Genomic DNA, 16,610 nt, shown 5'->3' on the forward strand with positions numbered 1-16,610 from the left:
GTAGCCACAGGGATATACAAAGACTGGAGCACTGTTTGTTCGACTTTAGGAGGCTGGGACATACTAATGTCAGGTCTCCTTCTTTTATTATAGAGCAAACATCAGTCATACAGACTAGCATATCCGCATGTAAAATGATCAAAAAAGAAGGTCACCGAATATTTCCCTATTTGAACATAGTTTTCCTTTGTTACGTGAATGGTTTGTGTAAGCTGGTTGGTTAGTATATTTCTGGTATTCTGTGTAATAAAAATAGAAACAACGAATAGTGAGACAGACAAGATAATTGTTTTCATTAATAGAGAAACGACCTTCAGATGTTCGCCATTGTTCCAGCATCTGAAGGTCGTTTTGCTTTTCATTTGTTTTAAGAGCTTCGTTGAGCAAAATGCTGATAGGGAATACCTCGACTTTCACACCAGTCAATGATGGAACGATCGAAGATGATGTCAGCAGTTGCAAGTGCTGATGTATTATTTTTACCAAGAAGCGTGTAAAGCATTCTTATTTCAGCTTCCCATTGTTGAATCAGGTCAATGGTTGCATCTACACCGTCAGATAGTAAATGCTTGAGGATCGTGCCGGAAATACCGACACTTTTTGCTCCCAAGCTTAACGCTTTAACAACATCTAGAGAATTCCTTACACCTCCGGATGCGAGAATAGTCAGCTCCTTTTGAAAATTACCAGATTCCAGCAGTGAAATGATAGTGGACTGACCCCAGTCATTTAGAAAAGTCAGCTCTTGTTTTTTTCTGCGTGCATTTTCAATTTGAGTGAAACTGGTTCCGCCCTGACCGCTGACATCTACTGTCTTGACTCCAGCAGCAAGCAGCTGTTCCAATGTTTCACTGCTCATTCCAAAACCAACCTCTTTAACAATCACCGGCACATTTATCGAAGCTGTAATTTCCTGGATAGTTTCCAGCCAACCGGCAAACTGTCGATCGCCCTCTGACATAACCAGTTCCTGCGGTGCATTGACATGAACCTGCAGACCATCAGCACCAAACAGATCAATGGCCCGCTCAGCATCTTCTAAAGAAGTTCCGGCACCAATATTGGCAAAAATTTTTCCCAGCGGATTTTCTTCCCGAATAACGGTATAGGTATCTGCTAAAGCAGCGTCTTTAAGTGCTGCGCTCACAGATCCTGTTGCAACCAGTACACCGGTTTCTCTGGCAATTATTCCCAGCTGCTGGTTAATTTTCTTAGCCCGTTCACTTCCGCCGGTCATCGCATTGATATAAAACGGCTGGGGAAAAGTCATCTGACAAAAAGAAGTGGAAATATCAATTTTTTCAGTACTTGTTTCAGGAAAAGAATGATGAATAAACCGCAGATGATCAAAATCATTTTCCCTTTCTTTATGAAAAGCTTTTGCCAACGATAAATGCTCATCTTTTCGATTTTTCATATTCTTCTCCTCCATAAAAATAGACATGCAGCGGCAGCGGAGTAATTCCCTGTGTTTCCCAGGCATTAATTAACGGCAGAATACCAGAATTTTGTTTAAATAATACGATGCCGCAATCACCTCCGCCTGCACCGGAGGATTTAGCAGCACCACCAAATGTTTCTGCCAAATCACAGAGCCTTTTAAGAGCAGGTGTTTCAATAATAACACCGGTAAGAGAGGTTAGCTGTTGTAGCAACTGTCTGTTTTCTCTTAATGCGCTTTGAATGGCAGTCAGATCATGGCGTTTAAATCCCTGAATCATTTTTTTTACACATTCTTTACTCTTATCTAAAAAAGAATGATAGGATAATTCTTTGTCTCCTTTTGACTGATGGACCTGATCCACCAAGTCAGAAGTAGATGCGGGACTTCCTGTCCAACCAATCAGAAGTCGTAAGTTTTCCGGTACAGGTAATGGTTCGATCATCAGACTGGGCCAGTCTTTTGTCAGCAGCTCGCGTAAAGAGACGGATTCGAGCTGCTGCTGTACCCATTTACGCTCAAAGGTGGAAAAGGCAATCCAGCCGCCATAACAGCTGGCTGCAATATCTCCACATGAGCCATTTCCCTGAACAGATAAATGGGCAAGCGCAGAAAGCTTGAAAATTTGCTTGTTATCCAAATTTAAGTGATAGAACTGATTCAACACCTTAACTGTAGCTACAGTCACTGCTCCGCTGGAACCCAGCCCGTATTTGCGTCCATTGGCATTATCCAATTCACTGGTAACTTTCAAGTGGTAAAAAGAAAGCTTCATATTTTCTTCCTGTGCGAACTTTTCTGTCAAGCGAATAGCAGCGAGAATATAATGAAAAGGATTGTCTCTTGTATCCAATACCAGTTCATTTTCTTTTCTTGTCCAGCGGATTGGTATGGAGCGGTACTGTTCTGACTGAATACTGCCGTTTCCTTCTGCCTCGTCAAGAGTAATTGTGACAAACTGGTCGATAGCAACAATAACTGCCGGATGCCCGGGCTCAACAACTGCATATTCACCCGAGATAAACAATTTTCCCGGAGCTGAAATTTCAATCATGCGACAACGACCTTTCTGAAGATAGTATCTTTAAGCCTGGACCGGAATCAGCCAGTATCAGTTGTTTTTTATCAAAGTACTCGGAAAAAAACTGAAACAGCTGCTCGCGATCTTTTCTTTGTACGAGGATTTTTACATTTGGACCGGCATCCATCGTGAAATAGCAGGGTATACCTTCAGTGCGGGCTCTTCTTACTAAGTTCATAACTTTTAAAGAATCTGGTGACCAGTAAGTAAATGGAGGGGTAGCCCCCAGTGTTGTTGCATGCATCCGTAAGGCATTGGCTTCTGCTGTTTTTCCAAGAGAAATAAAATCTTTATTTTTAATCGCCTGTTTTGCAGCAGACAAATCATCAGCTGCAGCTTTCAGCCACCCCTCATAGAAAACGGAGGTTTCAACTGTTCGCTTCATCCCATCTCTGCTTGAAATATCTTTTTGTGCATCATTGACAAGTACGAAAAGCATGGACAGATCATTTTCCCATGAATCAGCCGGAATTTGTTCAGCATAGGACGTACTATCTGAGTCTCCTTGTTTCCATTCGGCAAAGCCGCCAAAAATACTGCGGCAGGCAGAACCTGAACCCCGTCTGGCAAGGATGGACAACTCTTTAGGTGATAAATCTAAATTAAGGGCAGCACTGCAGGCACCCGCCAAAGCCGCCAGTCCGCTGGCTGATGAGGCCAAACCGGCAGCAGTTGGAACGAAATTATGACTTTTGACATGAGCGAATAAATCTGTTTGATTGTTCTTTCGTACAATATCTAAAAAGCGGCTGATTTTTTCAGTCTGCTTTTCATTCTGCAGCTGATCGTTGAGATAAAACTGATCTTTTAGGAGTGCAGAATCAAAGGAAACAGTTGTTTCAGTATAGAAAGTATCTAATGTCAATGAAAGACTGCTATTCATCGGTAAAATCAGCTGGTCATCTTTCTTTCCCCAGTACTTAATTAAAGCGATATTGGTATAAGCTCTTGCTTTTCCGACTTTCATGCCTGTTCATCCTCCAATGATTGAATCCAAGTTGTGACAGCACCATTTTCTTTAAACGATGATGCAATCTTTTCAGCAGTTTCCTGTGAATCTGCCAATGCGATGACACAGCCTCCGCGTCCTCCCCCGGTTAGCTTGGCACCCAAAGCTCCTTGTATTTTTGCTGCCTGTATCAGCCGGTCAATTGCTGGATGGCTGACTGTCAGCTCAGATAAAATTTTTTGTGCCTGATCCATTGTCTGTCCCAGAAGTTGACTGTTTTCTTCCAGGATAGCATTGCGGCTTTCTAAGGTGAGCTCTCCGAGCTTCTGAATGTGAGTACTGGTCTCCTTATTGTTTAATTCGAATAGATGAGCAACATCCTGAACAGCTGCTCTTGTCTGTCCTTTGATTCCAGTATCTGCAACAATCAGAAAGGTGTTTTTCAGATTCATCGGAAAGGTCTGTAAAGGTTGGCCTTTGATAAAAAATAGAGGCTGAGATCCGCTTACAGCCGCCCCATCGATTCCGCTTGGATTGCCATGGGCAATTTTTTCGGAATGATTAATCAGCTCAGTCAGTTCTTCCAGCGTATAAGTGTAACCATAATAATCAAAGATGCTGCGTATGACAGAAACGGCTACTGCAGCACTGGAGCCCATTCCTCTTTCAGGAGGGATGGTACTGGTGATTGTAAAAGAAAAAAATTCCTTTTTTTTCAAGACATTCAGTGTTTGAGTTATCGCTTCCCGAATATTTTTTAATGTGGCGGGGATGAGGGAAATCGGTCCTGAATAATAGCTGCAGTCAATAGTCATCGTATCAGAAGGGACAGCGGTCGTAGTTACATGAGCAGCGGGGAAAGGGAAAGCAATAGCCGGTTCCCCATAGACCACTGAGTGTTCACCGATTAAGATGATTTTCCCAGCAGCCTTGCCAATTCCTTGTTTAATTGTTTTCATTTATTTAACTTCCTTTAAGCATAGTAGTGAATAAAGTACAGAAATAGCTGAATGAATTAATATCAGGACGTATCTGAGAACTCTAGTGGCGAACGTCTTCAAAAAATAGATAGGAGTTGATTTTATTAAAAGAAAGAGTGTTCCCGCATTCTTCGTGTTGGTATATGCATACAGTTATATCTTTATAACGGAATGAATTCTAACAAATTTATCCCTATAAAAGCTTCGCATACTAGCAATCTCTTAGTGGTGAACACAAATGGTTGCCTAGTTATTTCAATCAGAGCATTGCCTAGCATCCTGTTAATGCTCCTAGATGAGTGAGCATCTTCAAGGATATTTATCGAGGCTGCGCATATAGCATGTCCTGTATGTTCCTGAGACATGTGACGAGCATTTGAAGAAGCATAGGAGCAAACTCCTGATAAAGATCTAAATTTTAACCCATGTATCTCTATCAGAGTATTGCCTACCATCTCACTAGTTTATTTATCTTAGTGAGACTGGCAATTTCATTAGATGTTCCTACATCAGTAGAAAATCCTTGTATCACGAGTCTTACCTCGTTTGCTTCTCGATACAAATGTGTCTATTTTGAGAAGCGTTGGTAATTCGGATACCTCAATAATTTTCAGATACGCCATAGATAGTTTATTTCATTTATTCAATCCGTATTGTTTAATGGTATTTACTGTTCTGTGTGCCTAGAAAAGCAGATGTGCAGTGATCCATGGAGCCGCATATAAGATCATGAACTGTACTCCGTAATTGACCCCCATATTATTCAACGTGCCGCAGACAATTCCCACAAGCAGAACGCCGAATACATTGATAAAACCTGCATCCATGTAGGCTAATAAAAAGATAAAGGCAACAAACAAGCCTAAAATTGCTTCATGTGGTATTTTCTTCAAAACAAAAGCTGTCATCTGCTGTGCATATTTCATCGCAATTAAATAGGTAGCAACTGAAGCAATCACAGATGCCAGTATAATAGCAAAAATAAATTCATTTTTTGATAGCAGATGGTGGATATTATTATCCAGAGTGAAGACAGGAGGTGCATTAAACAATGCATTTGCCGGTCCAACTGCAACAGGAGACAATGGAATCCCTAAAGCAATCAGGGGAATAATCACTCCGGAAAGATAGGTTGCATGGGACAGTGCACTCATTGATGTAATTGCCATGCTTGCTCTTTTTACTGGATCCTTTTCTCTGTTGGCTGTGATTTCGCCAAATAGAATAGTCAGTCCAACTGGACTCAGGAAAAAGAGGAAATTTGACAGTAAAGAAACGACAGCACTGGTTCCAGCTTCTTTTTTGGTAATTGTTTTTAAAGGATGCATTAATGCGCTATTTTCATCTGCTTTTTTGATAAAAATATCTTTTTTATCATGACGCGGCAGTTGAACCCGCTTCTGTTTGTTCAGTAATCCGAGTAAAGAAACAATCAGCGGACCAATGGTAATACCTAAAAAGAAAGATGTAGTCACTGTTTTTTCCTGTGGTACGGCTCCGATTCCCCAGTATAAGTAACGAAGGCCTTGAAACAGTAATGCCAAAGGAATAATACTGATCAATGCAAATATTTTGTTTTTGCCAATCAGTGCAAGGAAAACTGCACCGACAACAAACAGCAGAGAGGCATAATCTTTTACTGTTTCTGAGAACGGAGCAAGGATATTTGCCAGCAGCAGGCTGACAGGAATAGCAACAGCTGTTCCAATAACAGAGCCGGTCGCCATTTTTTTAATACTTGCAGCGGCCATACCTTTTTCTTTCAGAAACAGTGCATGTTCAATCATTGGAGTGGACATGACACCGCCGGGCAACCCAACCAAAGCCGTGGGAATAGCATTCATCAAATTTAATGTAATAATGGCTGAAATGAAAAATGTAAGCACGACAATAGGTTTGACACCTGCAAGTACAATGGCAAGCGTAACAGGCATTAAAACAGAAGTTTCATCTGTACCGGGTACAAAGCCGATAAATGTATAGAGGATAATAGCACCGAAAATTGCCAGCAGCATCTGCAGAAGTAAAGAAAAATCCATTTTATTTCTCCTCCTGTACAGTACGTTTTGGTTTAATTAAGAGCGTTGAGATAAGAAATCCGGCTACTGCACCGCCAAGTCCGAAAAACAACTGCTTTGTCTGATCGGAAGAAGGAGCGATAAAATAGGCACCCATTGTAAATCCACTACAAATAATAATTGAAATGATCAGGTCTTTAATTGCGACCAAATCTCCCCAAACCTCTATAAATTCTTTTTTCACGATTATTTCTCCTTTCGATTTGTAAAGTCATCCGGTTAGAATCAAATGAACCTGCTCAAAAAACAAAAGTACCTGATCTTCAATGCAGGAACTGGGGGTTGCAACATAACTAATATCATTCGGAAATCTGAATAAATGGCGGGACAGAAGCAAAAGGTTCTTTTGTATCTGTGGTTATTCGGTACACATAAAGACTGCAATGAATAACCGTAGGAGCAGTCTTTGTATGTCTCGAGTAACTGCAGAGACAACTTCTTCGATAATAAGCCGAAATTGTTGAGAATCACTATTTTGTAAAAAAATAGATGTTTCCTCGTTGAACACTCGTCATAGCCTAGGCCATATGCAGAGAGGTCTGCGATTATTCAAAATATAGCGGTATGTTCCCGCAAGCTTTTTTGTTATTTTCGTTATTCCTTCTTGTTGTCATAAAGCACTATGATTGACTTGTCAGAGTAGATGCTGCATGATATCTGCTTAGTGTTCGAAGCTGAGCCCTCCTGTCCCGGACTCTTTTATCCCAAATAAAAAGCAGACGGAAAGACTCGCCTGCGATTCTAATATTTTCACAAGTTAACCCTCACCAGTTTATCTAAAAAGAAAAGGTAAGTAAAATTCTTTCTCCTATTTCTAAAGAAAAAATTAAATTCAAATGTACTTGTTTCTTCTTATTTGTAAAAGCGGAAAGCAAATTGGTTCCGACCTATTTTACAATGATCCCAAGTGTCTCTGCAAGAATCAAAGCCTGTTCTGCATTGACAATTACGCCATGTATAAATTCTGGAGACACTGCTATCGTATCAAACTGATTTTTTGAAAGATCAAGATTCTTTAACAGTGTGTGGAACCACTGACTTTGTGTTAATGTGCAGTCTGTTAATCGAAGGTATTGCCAGTCAATCTCAGAGAAATCACTTTGTCTTAAACTGGAAGCAGCAAAATGAACAACTTTCATTGTTGAAGCAGCAAATGAAGAATAGTCCAGCATACAGTCGGTAAAAAGACAGTCCTTCAAATAGCTTTCTGCAAAATTTGTACCTGTTAATTTGCATTGGCGGAACTCTACCTGATGAAAGCCGGCACCAATCCACTCAGTGTTTGAGAAATCGCAATTTTCAAAAATAACATTTATGCATTCAAATTGTTTAAGAAAGCCGGAAGAAATCTGGAGCCTTTTGAAATAACTTTCCTTGAAAAATAAATGGTGAAAATCTGCACCGTCTACCCGCTGATTTTCTATGTAAATTGTTTCAATAATGGATTCGTCTTCAAAAGTTGGAGAATTCTCTGTCAGCCCGGCAGGAAGAATAGGCACAATTCTCTTTTTTTCTTTCATATAAATTCTCCTTCATTAATTAAAGTTATCTCATTATATACTAACACTGAGATTTATTTTTATGAAATCATAAATGAAAAATGAGGATTCTTAGAATAGAATGAGGATACACAGCATAAATTATTAAGTATTTTCCTAGAAGGTGCCGTGTAACAAAGACTTTGAGATATTAATATTTTTCTTGAAGTAATTTCTTTGGGGGATTATTAAGATAGCATAAGATTTTTCTTGATTTTTTAATATTAAGAATGTAAACTATAACCCATAGCATAAATAATTATTAAATTCTGAGTTTTCTGAAAAATGAAGACGACTATTCTTAGGAGGAAAAGGGATGAAGTTAAAGAAGTCATTTACTTTAGGTGCAGTAACATTACTTAGTACGACACTCTTGCTTGCAGCATGTGGAGGCGGTGGAGGAACAACTGATGATTCAGCAAGTTCTTCAACTAATAATGGAACAGCCAGCGGAGAACAAATCTACCGTGTGATCGAGCAGCAGGAAATGCCAAGTGCAGATTTATCTGTAGCGACAGACGTTATCAGCTTTACTGCATTAAACAATGTGTATGAAGGATTATATCGTTTGGATCTGGATAACACACCGATCCCAGCAGGAGCAGCAGAATTGGCAGAAGTCAGTGATGACGGTTTAGTTTATACATTGAAGCTGAATGAGGAATCAAAATGGTCAGATGGTGAACCTGTAACAGCAGAAGACTATGTCTTTGGCTGGCAGCGTACCGTTGATCCTGCAACAGCTTCAGAATACGGCTACATGTTTGCACCAGTTAAAAATGGCGACAAGATTGTAAATGGTGAAGCAGACAAAGAAGAATTGGGAATTGAAGCAGTCAGTGATTATGAACTTAAAATTACTTTAGAATCTGCTACTCCTTATTTTGATTACCTATTAGCCTTCCCTTCATTCTTCCCGCAAAGAAAAGACATTGTGGAGCAATATGGAAAAGAATATGCAGCAACAAGTGAAAATGCTGTTTATAACGGTCCATTCGTGTTAGACGGATTTGATGGTCCGGGGACTGACACTGAGTGGTCATACAAGAAAAATGCAGACTACTGGGATGCTGACACAGTTCAATTGGAAGAAGTTCAAGTAAGTGTTGTTAAAGAAGCACCAACTTCACTGAACCTATTCCAGGACGGACAGACAGATGACGTAATCTTAACTGGTGAGCTGGCACAGCAAATGGCAAACGATCCAGAATATGTAAGCCAAAAAGAAGCAACAACTCAATATCTTGAGTTGAACCAGATTGATGATGATTCTCCATTTAAAAATGAAAATCTGAGAAAAGCAATTTCTTATTCTATCGACCGTGAAGCGTTGGTTAATTCAATTCTGGGTGATGGTTCAGTAGCTCCTAAAGGACTAACACCTGCTGATATGTCTAAAAACCCTGATACTGGGGCTGACTTTGTTGAAGATGCAGGCGATGATATTGTTGCCGATGCAGACAAAGCAAAAGAGTATTGGGAAAAAGCGAAGAAGGAATTGAATATTGATTCACTGAAATTTGATATCCTTTCTTCTGATACAGATTCTTCCAAGAAAGTAACTGAGTACATCCAAGGTGCTATTCAGGAAACTCTTGACGGAGTTACTGTGACATTGAGTCCTGTACCATTCTCTGTACGTCTTGATCGTTCAAACAAAGGCGACTTCGATGTAGTTATGGGCGGATGGGGAGCAGACTATGCTGATCCAAGCAGCTTCCTGGACTTGTTTATCACAGACAACTCTTACAACCGTGGTAAATACTCAAATACTGAATATGACAATTATTTGAAATCAGCTTCTACTACAAATGCCAACAATCCTGAAAAACGCTGGGATGACATGGTAAATGCTGAGAAGATTATTGTCGGTGAAATGGGTGTCATTCCACTTTACCAAAAAGCAGAAGGTCACCTTCGTGCAGCTAAAGTAAAAGATGTTGGGTTCCACCCTGCTGGAGCACAATATGATTACAAATGGACATACATTTCAGAATAAAAATGAAATGAGCCGTTTATAGCAAAAGGACCCTTGTCTTCTTAAAAAGGCAACGGTCCTCTTGCTATCTTTGCTTAGAAAAAGTAAAATAGTAAAGAAACAATAGCTGGAATCAGTAAACATCCCCCTGTTGTAAGCCAGTACAGCCGATGGGCTTTACCGATTTCTGAAAATGGGATATATTCTTTCGGTTCGTTTTTCTTTCTCAGATGAAGCGTTTTTTTCATGAAGTACTGAAAATTATCAAAAAATCCTGAGGACATAATCCATAGGGCCATACCGATAATGAGAAAGAAAAGTGAAACGATGAAGAATGTATCTGATATTGATTGGATAGTCACTGATTTTTTTATCAGGAACAGATAGATAAAAATGCAAAAACTTGAAATAACGAATGTGGTAAAAGACCATTTTAACTTTTTCATGAGGTCATCCTTGTCTATATTAGTTTTATTGTCTATACTTTATCGAAAACAGCTGTTGAAGTCAAAATAATTTCGGAGGTGTCATTCTTGAACAGTTTTGGGAAATATTTTCTTAAACGTGTCTTCTTCATGATAATCACATTGTGGTTAATCGCAACGATTACGTTTTTCTTAATGCAATTATTACCTGGTACTCCATATACCAACCAAGAAAAACTTAGTCCTGAAACAATTGCCATGTTGAACAAGCAGTCCGGGCTGGATAAACCGGTTATCGTTCAATACGGAATTTATCTAAAAAATCTTTTGGTAGGTGATTTTGGGATTTCGTTCCAATTTAAAAATCAGCCGGTAGCCAAACTCTTGATTAATCGTATCGGTCCGTCTGTACAATTAGGAGGACAGGCGATTCTATTCGGTACATTTGTAGGTATACTTCTGGGGATTATTGCAGCAATGCGCCAAAATACCTGGGTGGATACTTTGGCAACATTAATGGCAATTTTAGGGCGTTCGATTCCCAACTTTGTCTTTGCCGTGCTGCTGCAGTATGTGTTTGCAATGAAATTGGGTATACTGCCTATTGCAAAATGGGAAACATTTGCTTCAACAATTTTACCGACAATCGCATTAGCGATGAGTCCTATGGCAGACTCAGCCAGATTCATTCGAACCGAGATGGTGGAGGTGCTGCACAGTGATTATGTAGAGCTGGCTCGAGCAAAAGGTTTAAGCCGCTGGCAAGTGGCATTCAGACACGGTTTGAGAAATAGCTTGATCCCGTTGATCACTTTGTTGGGACCTTTGGCTGTTGGTTTGATGACAGGTTCACTGGTAGTTGAAAATATCTTTGCTATCCCGGGAATCGGGGAGCAGTTTGTTAAATCAATCATGACAAATGACTATCCGACAATTATGGCTGTAACGATACTTTACTCCACTTTATTGGTTATAGTTATTCTTGTTGTCGATTTGTTGTATGGATTGGTTGATCCGAGAATCCGTGTTTCAGGAGGTGACCGAAGCTAATGGAAAGTATTAATTTGAATAAAGTACCAGATACGATTAAAAATATTTCTGCTGATGAATTTCAGCTTCTTGATGCTTCGACGACTAAAGAGAGAGAACGGATTGCAATGCCGTCTTTGAGCTTCCTGCAAGATTCATGGCGCCGTTTAAAGAAAAATAAAGCTGCGGTTATTTCAATGGCTGTTTTAGTGGTCATTGTAATTATTTCTATTGGTTCAATTTGGTTATCTCCACATGATCCGACAAAGCAGAATATCTCGTATATTAACCTGCCGCCTAAAATTCCGGGTTTGGATGGAATTAATGGCTTGAATGGTAAAGCGGTTGTTGCAGGACAGATTGTAGATAAATACGCACAGGCAAACGTTCCAGATGATCTGCGTTTTTATTTGGGAACAGATGGACTTGGACGTGACGTTCTGAGCCGTTTGCTGATGGGAACACGTGTATCGCTGTTGATTGCATTCATTGCAGCTGTACTGGATATTTCGATAGGGGTAACCTATGGACTGATATCAGGATTGCTTGGCGGTCGTGTTGATACAGTAATGCAGCGTATTCTGGAAGTTCTTTCCGGGATTCCCAATCTGGTTGTTATGATTTTGATGCTGACTGTCTTTGATCCAGGTATTCTTTCAATTGTTTTGGCCATGGTCGTGACCAACTGGATATCGATGGCCAGGATTGTTCGAGCCCAGACCTTGAAATTGAAGGATCAGGAATTTGTTTTAGCTGCTCAGACTTTGGGCGAATCCCGTCTGAAGATCGCTGTAAAACATATCCTGCCTAATATTTCAAGTGTCATTATTGTTCAAATGATGTTCAGTATTCCAGCAGCAATTTTCTTCGAAGCATTCCTGAGTTTCATCGGTTTAGGTCTGAGACCGCCGACTGCTTCACTAGGTACGTTGTTGAATGAAGGATATAAGACCTTCAGATTCCTGCCATACCTGATGTGGATACCAGCAGCAACATTATCTGTAATTATGATTTGTTTCAATTTACTGGCTGACGGTTTGCGTGATGCCTTAGATCCTAAGATGAAAGAGTAGAGTGAATGACTATGGAAAAAGTATTGGAAGTAAAAGATTTACACATATCTTTTGATACATTCGCAGGAAAAGTCAATGCCATTCGCGGTGTGAACTTTGATCTTCATAAAGGTGAGACACTGGCTATCGTTGGTGAATCAGGCAGTGGTAAGTCTGTAACGACTAGAACAATCATGCGCCTGTTAAGTGACAATGCGAATATCGATAAGGGTGAGATTCTGTTTAAAGGATCTGACATCGTTAAAAAGACTGAAAAAGAAATGCAGACGATTCGTGGGAAAGAAATTGCGATGATCTTTCAGGATCCCATGACTTCTTTAGACCCGACAATGCCGATTGGCAGACAGGTTGCCGAATCGCTGATTAAGCACAATAAAGTTTCAAAAAGCGAAGGATTGGCTCAGGCGCTGGAATTGTTAAAGCTTGTAGGGATTCCGAATGCTGAAAAGCGTTTGAAGAACTATCCTCACCAATTTTCAGGCGGTCAGCGTCAGCGGATCGTTATTGCGATCGCTTTGATTTGTTACCCAGAAATACTGATTGCGGATGAACCAACGACTGCGTTGGACGTAACAATTCAGGCGCAGATTCTGGAATTGCTGAAAGATTTGCAGCAAAAAATCAGTACCTCCATTATTTTCATTACCCATGATTTAGGGGTTGTGGCCAACGTAGCTGATCGTGTGGCAGTTATGTATGGTGGTCGTATTGTCGAAGTCGGGACTTCAGAAGAAATCTTCTATAATCCGCAGCATCCATATACATGGGGACTGTTGGGGTCAATGCCGACTTTGGAAGGGACTGAGGAAAAACTTTATGCGATTCCCGGTTCTCCTCCCGATTTGCTGGATCCTCCCAAAGGGGATGCCTTCTATCCAAGAAACGAATTTGCATTGAAAATTGATGCGGAGCAGGCTCCTCCATATTTTGAAGTCTCTCCTACGCATAAAGCTGCGACATGGCTTTTAGCACCGCAAGCACCAAAAGTAACTCCTCCAGCAGAAATACAAAGACGTTGGGCTCTTTATAACGAACGTCATCATTTTTCAGAAACAGGAGGAGCTAATTAATGAATGTTGAAAAACGTAAATTACTTTTAGATGTTAAAGGGCTGAAGCAATATTTCAATGTTGGTCGTCCAGATGAAGTAAAAGCAGTAGATGACATTAGTTTCCATATCTATGAAGGTGAAACATTTGGATTGGTTGGCGAATCAGGCAGCGGGAAATCAACAACTGGACGAAGTGTTATTCGTCTGTACAATCCGACAGCTGGAGAAATCATTTTTGATGGAGAAAATATCGCTGATATTCGCTCCAAACAGAAGATGCAGGCGTTTAGACGGGAAGTTCAAATGATTTTTCAAGATCCGTATGCTTCTCTAAATCCTAGAATGAAAGTAAATGACATTATCGCTGAAGGATTAGATATTAACCATCTGGTAAATAATGATAAAGAGCGGACAGCGAAGGTTGAAGAATTGCTTAAAGTAGTTGGACTTGATCCGAATCATGCATCTCGTTACCCTCATGAGTTTTCTGGCGGACAGCGTCAGCGAATAGGAATTGCCCGCGCATTGGCAGTTGATCCTAAATTTATTATTTGTGACGAGCCAATTTCTGCATTGGATGTATCGATTCAGGCTCAGGTTGTAAACCTGCTTCAGGATCTGCAGAAAGAGTCAGGCTTAACTTATTTGTTTATTGCCCATGACTTGTCAATGGTGAAACATATCAGTGACCGTATTGGTGTAATGCATAGCGGAAAACTGCTTGAAATGGGTTCAAGTGATGATATCTATAACTTCGGTGTTCATCCTTATACAGAAAGTTTACTTTCTGCGATTCCGTTGCCGGACCCTGACTACGAACGTACACGTAAACGGATTATTTATAAACCGCAGCCGGAAGATGGAAAAGAGCGCAAATTGCGTGAAGTGGCTCCAGAGCACTATGTTTACTGTTCAGAAGATGAAGTTGAAATGTATCATGAAAAAATTGAAAATAGAAAAGCACAGGCACATCAGTGAGGTGTGGCGCTTTTTAAAACTGAGTAATAGGATGAGAGATTCCAAAATTTTTCGGATGATTATTTTGTTGTTATACAGTCAGAGAAAGTATCGGATGATTCTGACTTTTAAGTTCTCTGACTGGCCATACAAAGGAGTTTGGGACAGAAATAACGTTTCAAACTCTCTTCATATCTAACCCCGAATAAATGGCGGTACAAAAGCAGCTCCTTCGGAATTAAGCCGAATGATCCTGAAAATAATAGCAGCTCCAGGAAGGTATCCATTCACAGCTATTCATTTTATGAATAGTATTCCTTGACAATTTTCGGATATTTTTTCTTGATTCTCGGAGCTGATCGCTTTTGTCCCGACCTCTTTTGTATTATATTCGGTGTATAAATGAAAATAGAGAAAATATAAGCTGGCTGGATATGGAACAACTTGTTGGAAGTCTTCTATTCGCCAAGGGTTCTTTATTCGTTGGCTCATACAGGGCGGTGGATTGGTGAAAGTATTAAAGGCCTATAAATATAGACTTTATCCAACTCCTTCCCAAATTGAATTTTTTGAAAAAAATTTTTACAGTGTCAGTCTGGTTCATAATTTATTGCTGCAGGATCGGATCATGCAGTACAGAGCTTCTAAAAAAAATCCCGATCTGCATTTAAAGCCTCCCACTCCTGCAAAATATAAGAAAGAATATCCTTTTTTAAAGGAAGCCGACAGCCTTGCGCTGGCAAATGCGCAGGTCTATTTGGAAAGAGGGTTAAAATATTACTATACGGGAAAAAATGTTGGTTTTCCCAAATTGAAATCCAGGAAAAATCCGGTGACCTCCTATACGACGAATAATCAGGGAGGAACAATAAAGATTATCGGTTTAAATTGTTTGAAAATTCCGAAATTAAAAACATTTGTGAAAGTTAAGGCACATCGGGAGATAAAGGGTAAAATTAAATCTGCAACGATTTCCAAAACTCCCAGCGGTAAATATTTTGTTTCTCTTCTTTGTGAGGAAAAAATTCATTGCAAGGAAAAGACAAATAGGGCTGTGGGAATCAGTCTTGGGCAGACAGAATTTGCGGTTTTATCAAATGGTCAAAAAATAGATAATGACCAGCTGACTGACGAAATAGAACAGAGAATTCGACGAGAGGAAAAGAAACTGGCAAGAAAAAAACACTTGGCTGGTACAAAAGGATTGGATTTGCTGAATCAAAAAAACTACCAGAAGCAAAAAATGAAGGTTGCTAAATTAAGGGAGAAACTTTTGAATCAGCGTCATGATTTCTTAAATAAAGTAACAACAGAACTGATTGATACCTATGATGTTATCTGTGTGGAAGATGCCCATAAGGAGGACTTCTGCAGAAACTACAAACTGAATAAGCGAGTCTCCGATGTCTCATGGGCTTTGTTTGTTTCTAAACTGGAGTATAAAGCGACGTGGCATGACAAGCAGCTGATCAAGCTGAAAAAATGTGATGAAAAGATGGCTGTCAGCTTAAAGAATGGACTAATTGGTGATGTTGATCTGGAACTGGCAAAGGAAGATTCTGAAACAGATGCCAGTATTCAACTGCTGCTTCAAGGATTAAAAAATAAGTAAGTATAAAAACTGTAGGGACTACAGGGATAGCCTAGGGCATATAAGATAATCCAAATTATCTCTTTCTAGGAAGCATTCTGATTTCAGACATGCAGTTCACTAATTATTAAATGGACAAATACGTCACCTTGGCTAATCAGTGAGGGTGACTTTTTTATTTAACGAAGCAGTTGAAAATGATAAAAAGAAGCGGAACTTCTGCATAGTCGTTTGTTTTTCTGAAAATAGAAGGTCTCTCAAGAACATGAATAATATTAGAAATAATCACTATTTGTACTTTACTAATGCCATAAAACATGCCGCGAATGAAGTGTTGATTTGGTTTGGAGAGACTCAAAGAAAGATTTTTAGAAAAAGAGAAGCAAAATCGTTTAGATTGATACAGTTCAGAAGAATTCAGGGTAAAATATAGGCAGTT

15 protein-coding genes are annotated in these 16,610 nt (G+C 39.8%); 6 read left to right on the plus strand and 9 right to left on the minus strand.

What is annotated here, in order from left to right:
• Positions 1-101 precede the first annotated feature (101 nt).
• The 8 genes from IW492_RS00715 to IW492_RS00750 form a co-directional block, all read right to left on the minus strand.
• The gene (locus IW492_RS00715; protein ID WP_236671735.1) at positions 102-296 is read right to left on the minus strand and encodes a hypothetical protein; all 195 of its coding nucleotides are present in this window, start codon (positions 294-296) and stop codon (positions 102-104) included.
• 71 nt (positions 297-367) lie between these two features.
• Positions 368-1,417, minus strand: a complete 1,050-nt coding sequence (fni, locus tag IW492_RS00720) for a type 2 isopentenyl-diphosphate Delta-isomerase (protein WP_236671736.1) — start codon at positions 1,415-1,417, stop codon at positions 368-370.
• Positions 1,398-2,495: a phosphomevalonate kinase gene (locus IW492_RS00725; protein ID WP_202064159.1), complete on the minus strand. Its 1,098-nt coding sequence runs from the start codon at positions 2,493-2,495 to the stop codon at positions 1,398-1,400. Before IW492_RS00725 ends, fni begins: the two co-directional genes overlap by 20 nt.
• Positions 2,488-3,489, minus strand: coding sequence for a diphosphomevalonate decarboxylase (gene mvaD / locus IW492_RS00730; RefSeq protein ID WP_202064160.1), 1,002 nt, complete (start codon positions 3,487-3,489; stop codon positions 2,488-2,490). The genes IW492_RS00725 and mvaD overlap by 8 nt, the downstream gene beginning before the upstream one ends.
• A complete protein-coding gene (gene mvk, locus IW492_RS00735) occupies positions 3,486-4,430 on the minus strand; it encodes a mevalonate kinase (protein WP_202064164.1) in 945 nt (314 codons plus the stop codon). Before mvk ends, mvaD begins: the two co-directional genes overlap by 4 nt.
• A gap of 704 nt (positions 4,431-5,134) precedes the next feature.
• Positions 5,135-6,490 carry a tripartite tricarboxylate transporter permease gene (locus tag IW492_RS00740; RefSeq protein ID WP_202064165.1) on the minus strand — a complete coding sequence of 452 codons (1,356 nt, stop codon included), beginning with the start codon at positions 6,488-6,490 and terminating at the stop codon, positions 5,135-5,137.
• A gap of 1 nt (position 6,491) precedes the next feature.
• On the minus strand, positions 6,492-6,713 hold the full coding sequence (locus tag IW492_RS00745) for a hypothetical protein (RefSeq protein ID WP_202064167.1): 222 nt from the start codon (positions 6,711-6,713) through the stop codon (positions 6,492-6,494).
• Positions 6,714-7,416: 703 nt separating this feature from the next.
• Positions 7,417-8,049: a pentapeptide repeat-containing protein gene (locus tag IW492_RS00750; protein WP_202064169.1), complete on the minus strand. Its 633-nt coding sequence runs from the start codon at positions 8,047-8,049 to the stop codon at positions 7,417-7,419.
• A gap of 334 nt (positions 8,050-8,383) precedes the next feature.
• Between IW492_RS00750 and IW492_RS00755 the strand changes: the two genes are divergently transcribed.
• Positions 8,384-10,066 (plus strand): peptide ABC transporter substrate-binding protein, encoded by a 1,683-nt coding sequence (locus tag IW492_RS00755; RefSeq protein ID WP_202064171.1) that lies wholly within the window; start codon positions 8,384-8,386, stop codon positions 10,064-10,066.
• Positions 10,067-10,140: 74 nt separating this feature from the next.
• Here the strand turns inward: IW492_RS00755 and IW492_RS00760 are convergent, their stop codons facing one another.
• Positions 10,141-10,491, minus strand: a complete 351-nt coding sequence (locus tag IW492_RS00760) for a DUF3899 domain-containing protein (protein WP_202064173.1) — start codon at positions 10,489-10,491, stop codon at positions 10,141-10,143.
• Between the two features lie 87 nt (positions 10,492-10,578).
• On the opposite strand from IW492_RS00760, the gene opp3b reads away from it, so the two are divergent.
• The 5 genes from opp3b to IW492_RS00785 all read left to right on the plus strand — a co-directional run bounded on the left by opp3b (position 10,579) and on the right by IW492_RS00785 (position 16,192).
• On the plus strand, positions 10,579-11,520 hold the full coding sequence (gene opp3b / locus IW492_RS00765; RefSeq protein WP_202064175.1) for an oligopeptide ABC transporter permease: 942 nt from the start codon (positions 10,579-10,581) through the stop codon (positions 11,518-11,520).
• Complete coding sequence (gene opp3C, locus IW492_RS00770; RefSeq protein ID WP_202064177.1) at positions 11,520-12,572, plus strand: oligopeptide ABC transporter permease; 1,053 nt, start codon at positions 11,520-11,522, stop codon at positions 12,570-12,572. Before opp3b ends, opp3C begins: the two co-directional genes overlap by 1 nt.
• A 5-nt stretch (positions 12,573-12,577) precedes the next feature.
• Positions 12,578-13,642 carry an ABC transporter ATP-binding protein gene (locus tag IW492_RS00775; RefSeq protein ID WP_202064179.1) on the plus strand — a complete coding sequence of 355 codons (1,065 nt, stop codon included), beginning with the start codon at positions 12,578-12,580 and terminating at the stop codon, positions 13,640-13,642.
• Positions 13,642-14,601, plus strand: a complete 960-nt coding sequence (locus IW492_RS00780; RefSeq protein ID WP_202064188.1) for an ABC transporter ATP-binding protein — start codon at positions 13,642-13,644, stop codon at positions 14,599-14,601. The genes IW492_RS00775 and IW492_RS00780 overlap by 1 nt, the downstream gene beginning before the upstream one ends.
• Before the next feature lie 487 nt (positions 14,602-15,088).
• Complete coding sequence (locus IW492_RS00785) at positions 15,089-16,192, plus strand: RNA-guided endonuclease TnpB family protein (protein WP_202064189.1); 1,104 nt, start codon at positions 15,089-15,091, stop codon at positions 16,190-16,192.
• The last annotated feature ends 418 nt before the right edge of the window (positions 16,193-16,610 follow it).

The sequence above is a fragment of the Enterococcus sp. BWB1-3 genome (genome assembly GCF_016745275.1).
GTDB lineage: Bacteria > Bacillota > Bacilli > Lactobacillales > Enterococcaceae > Enterococcus_L.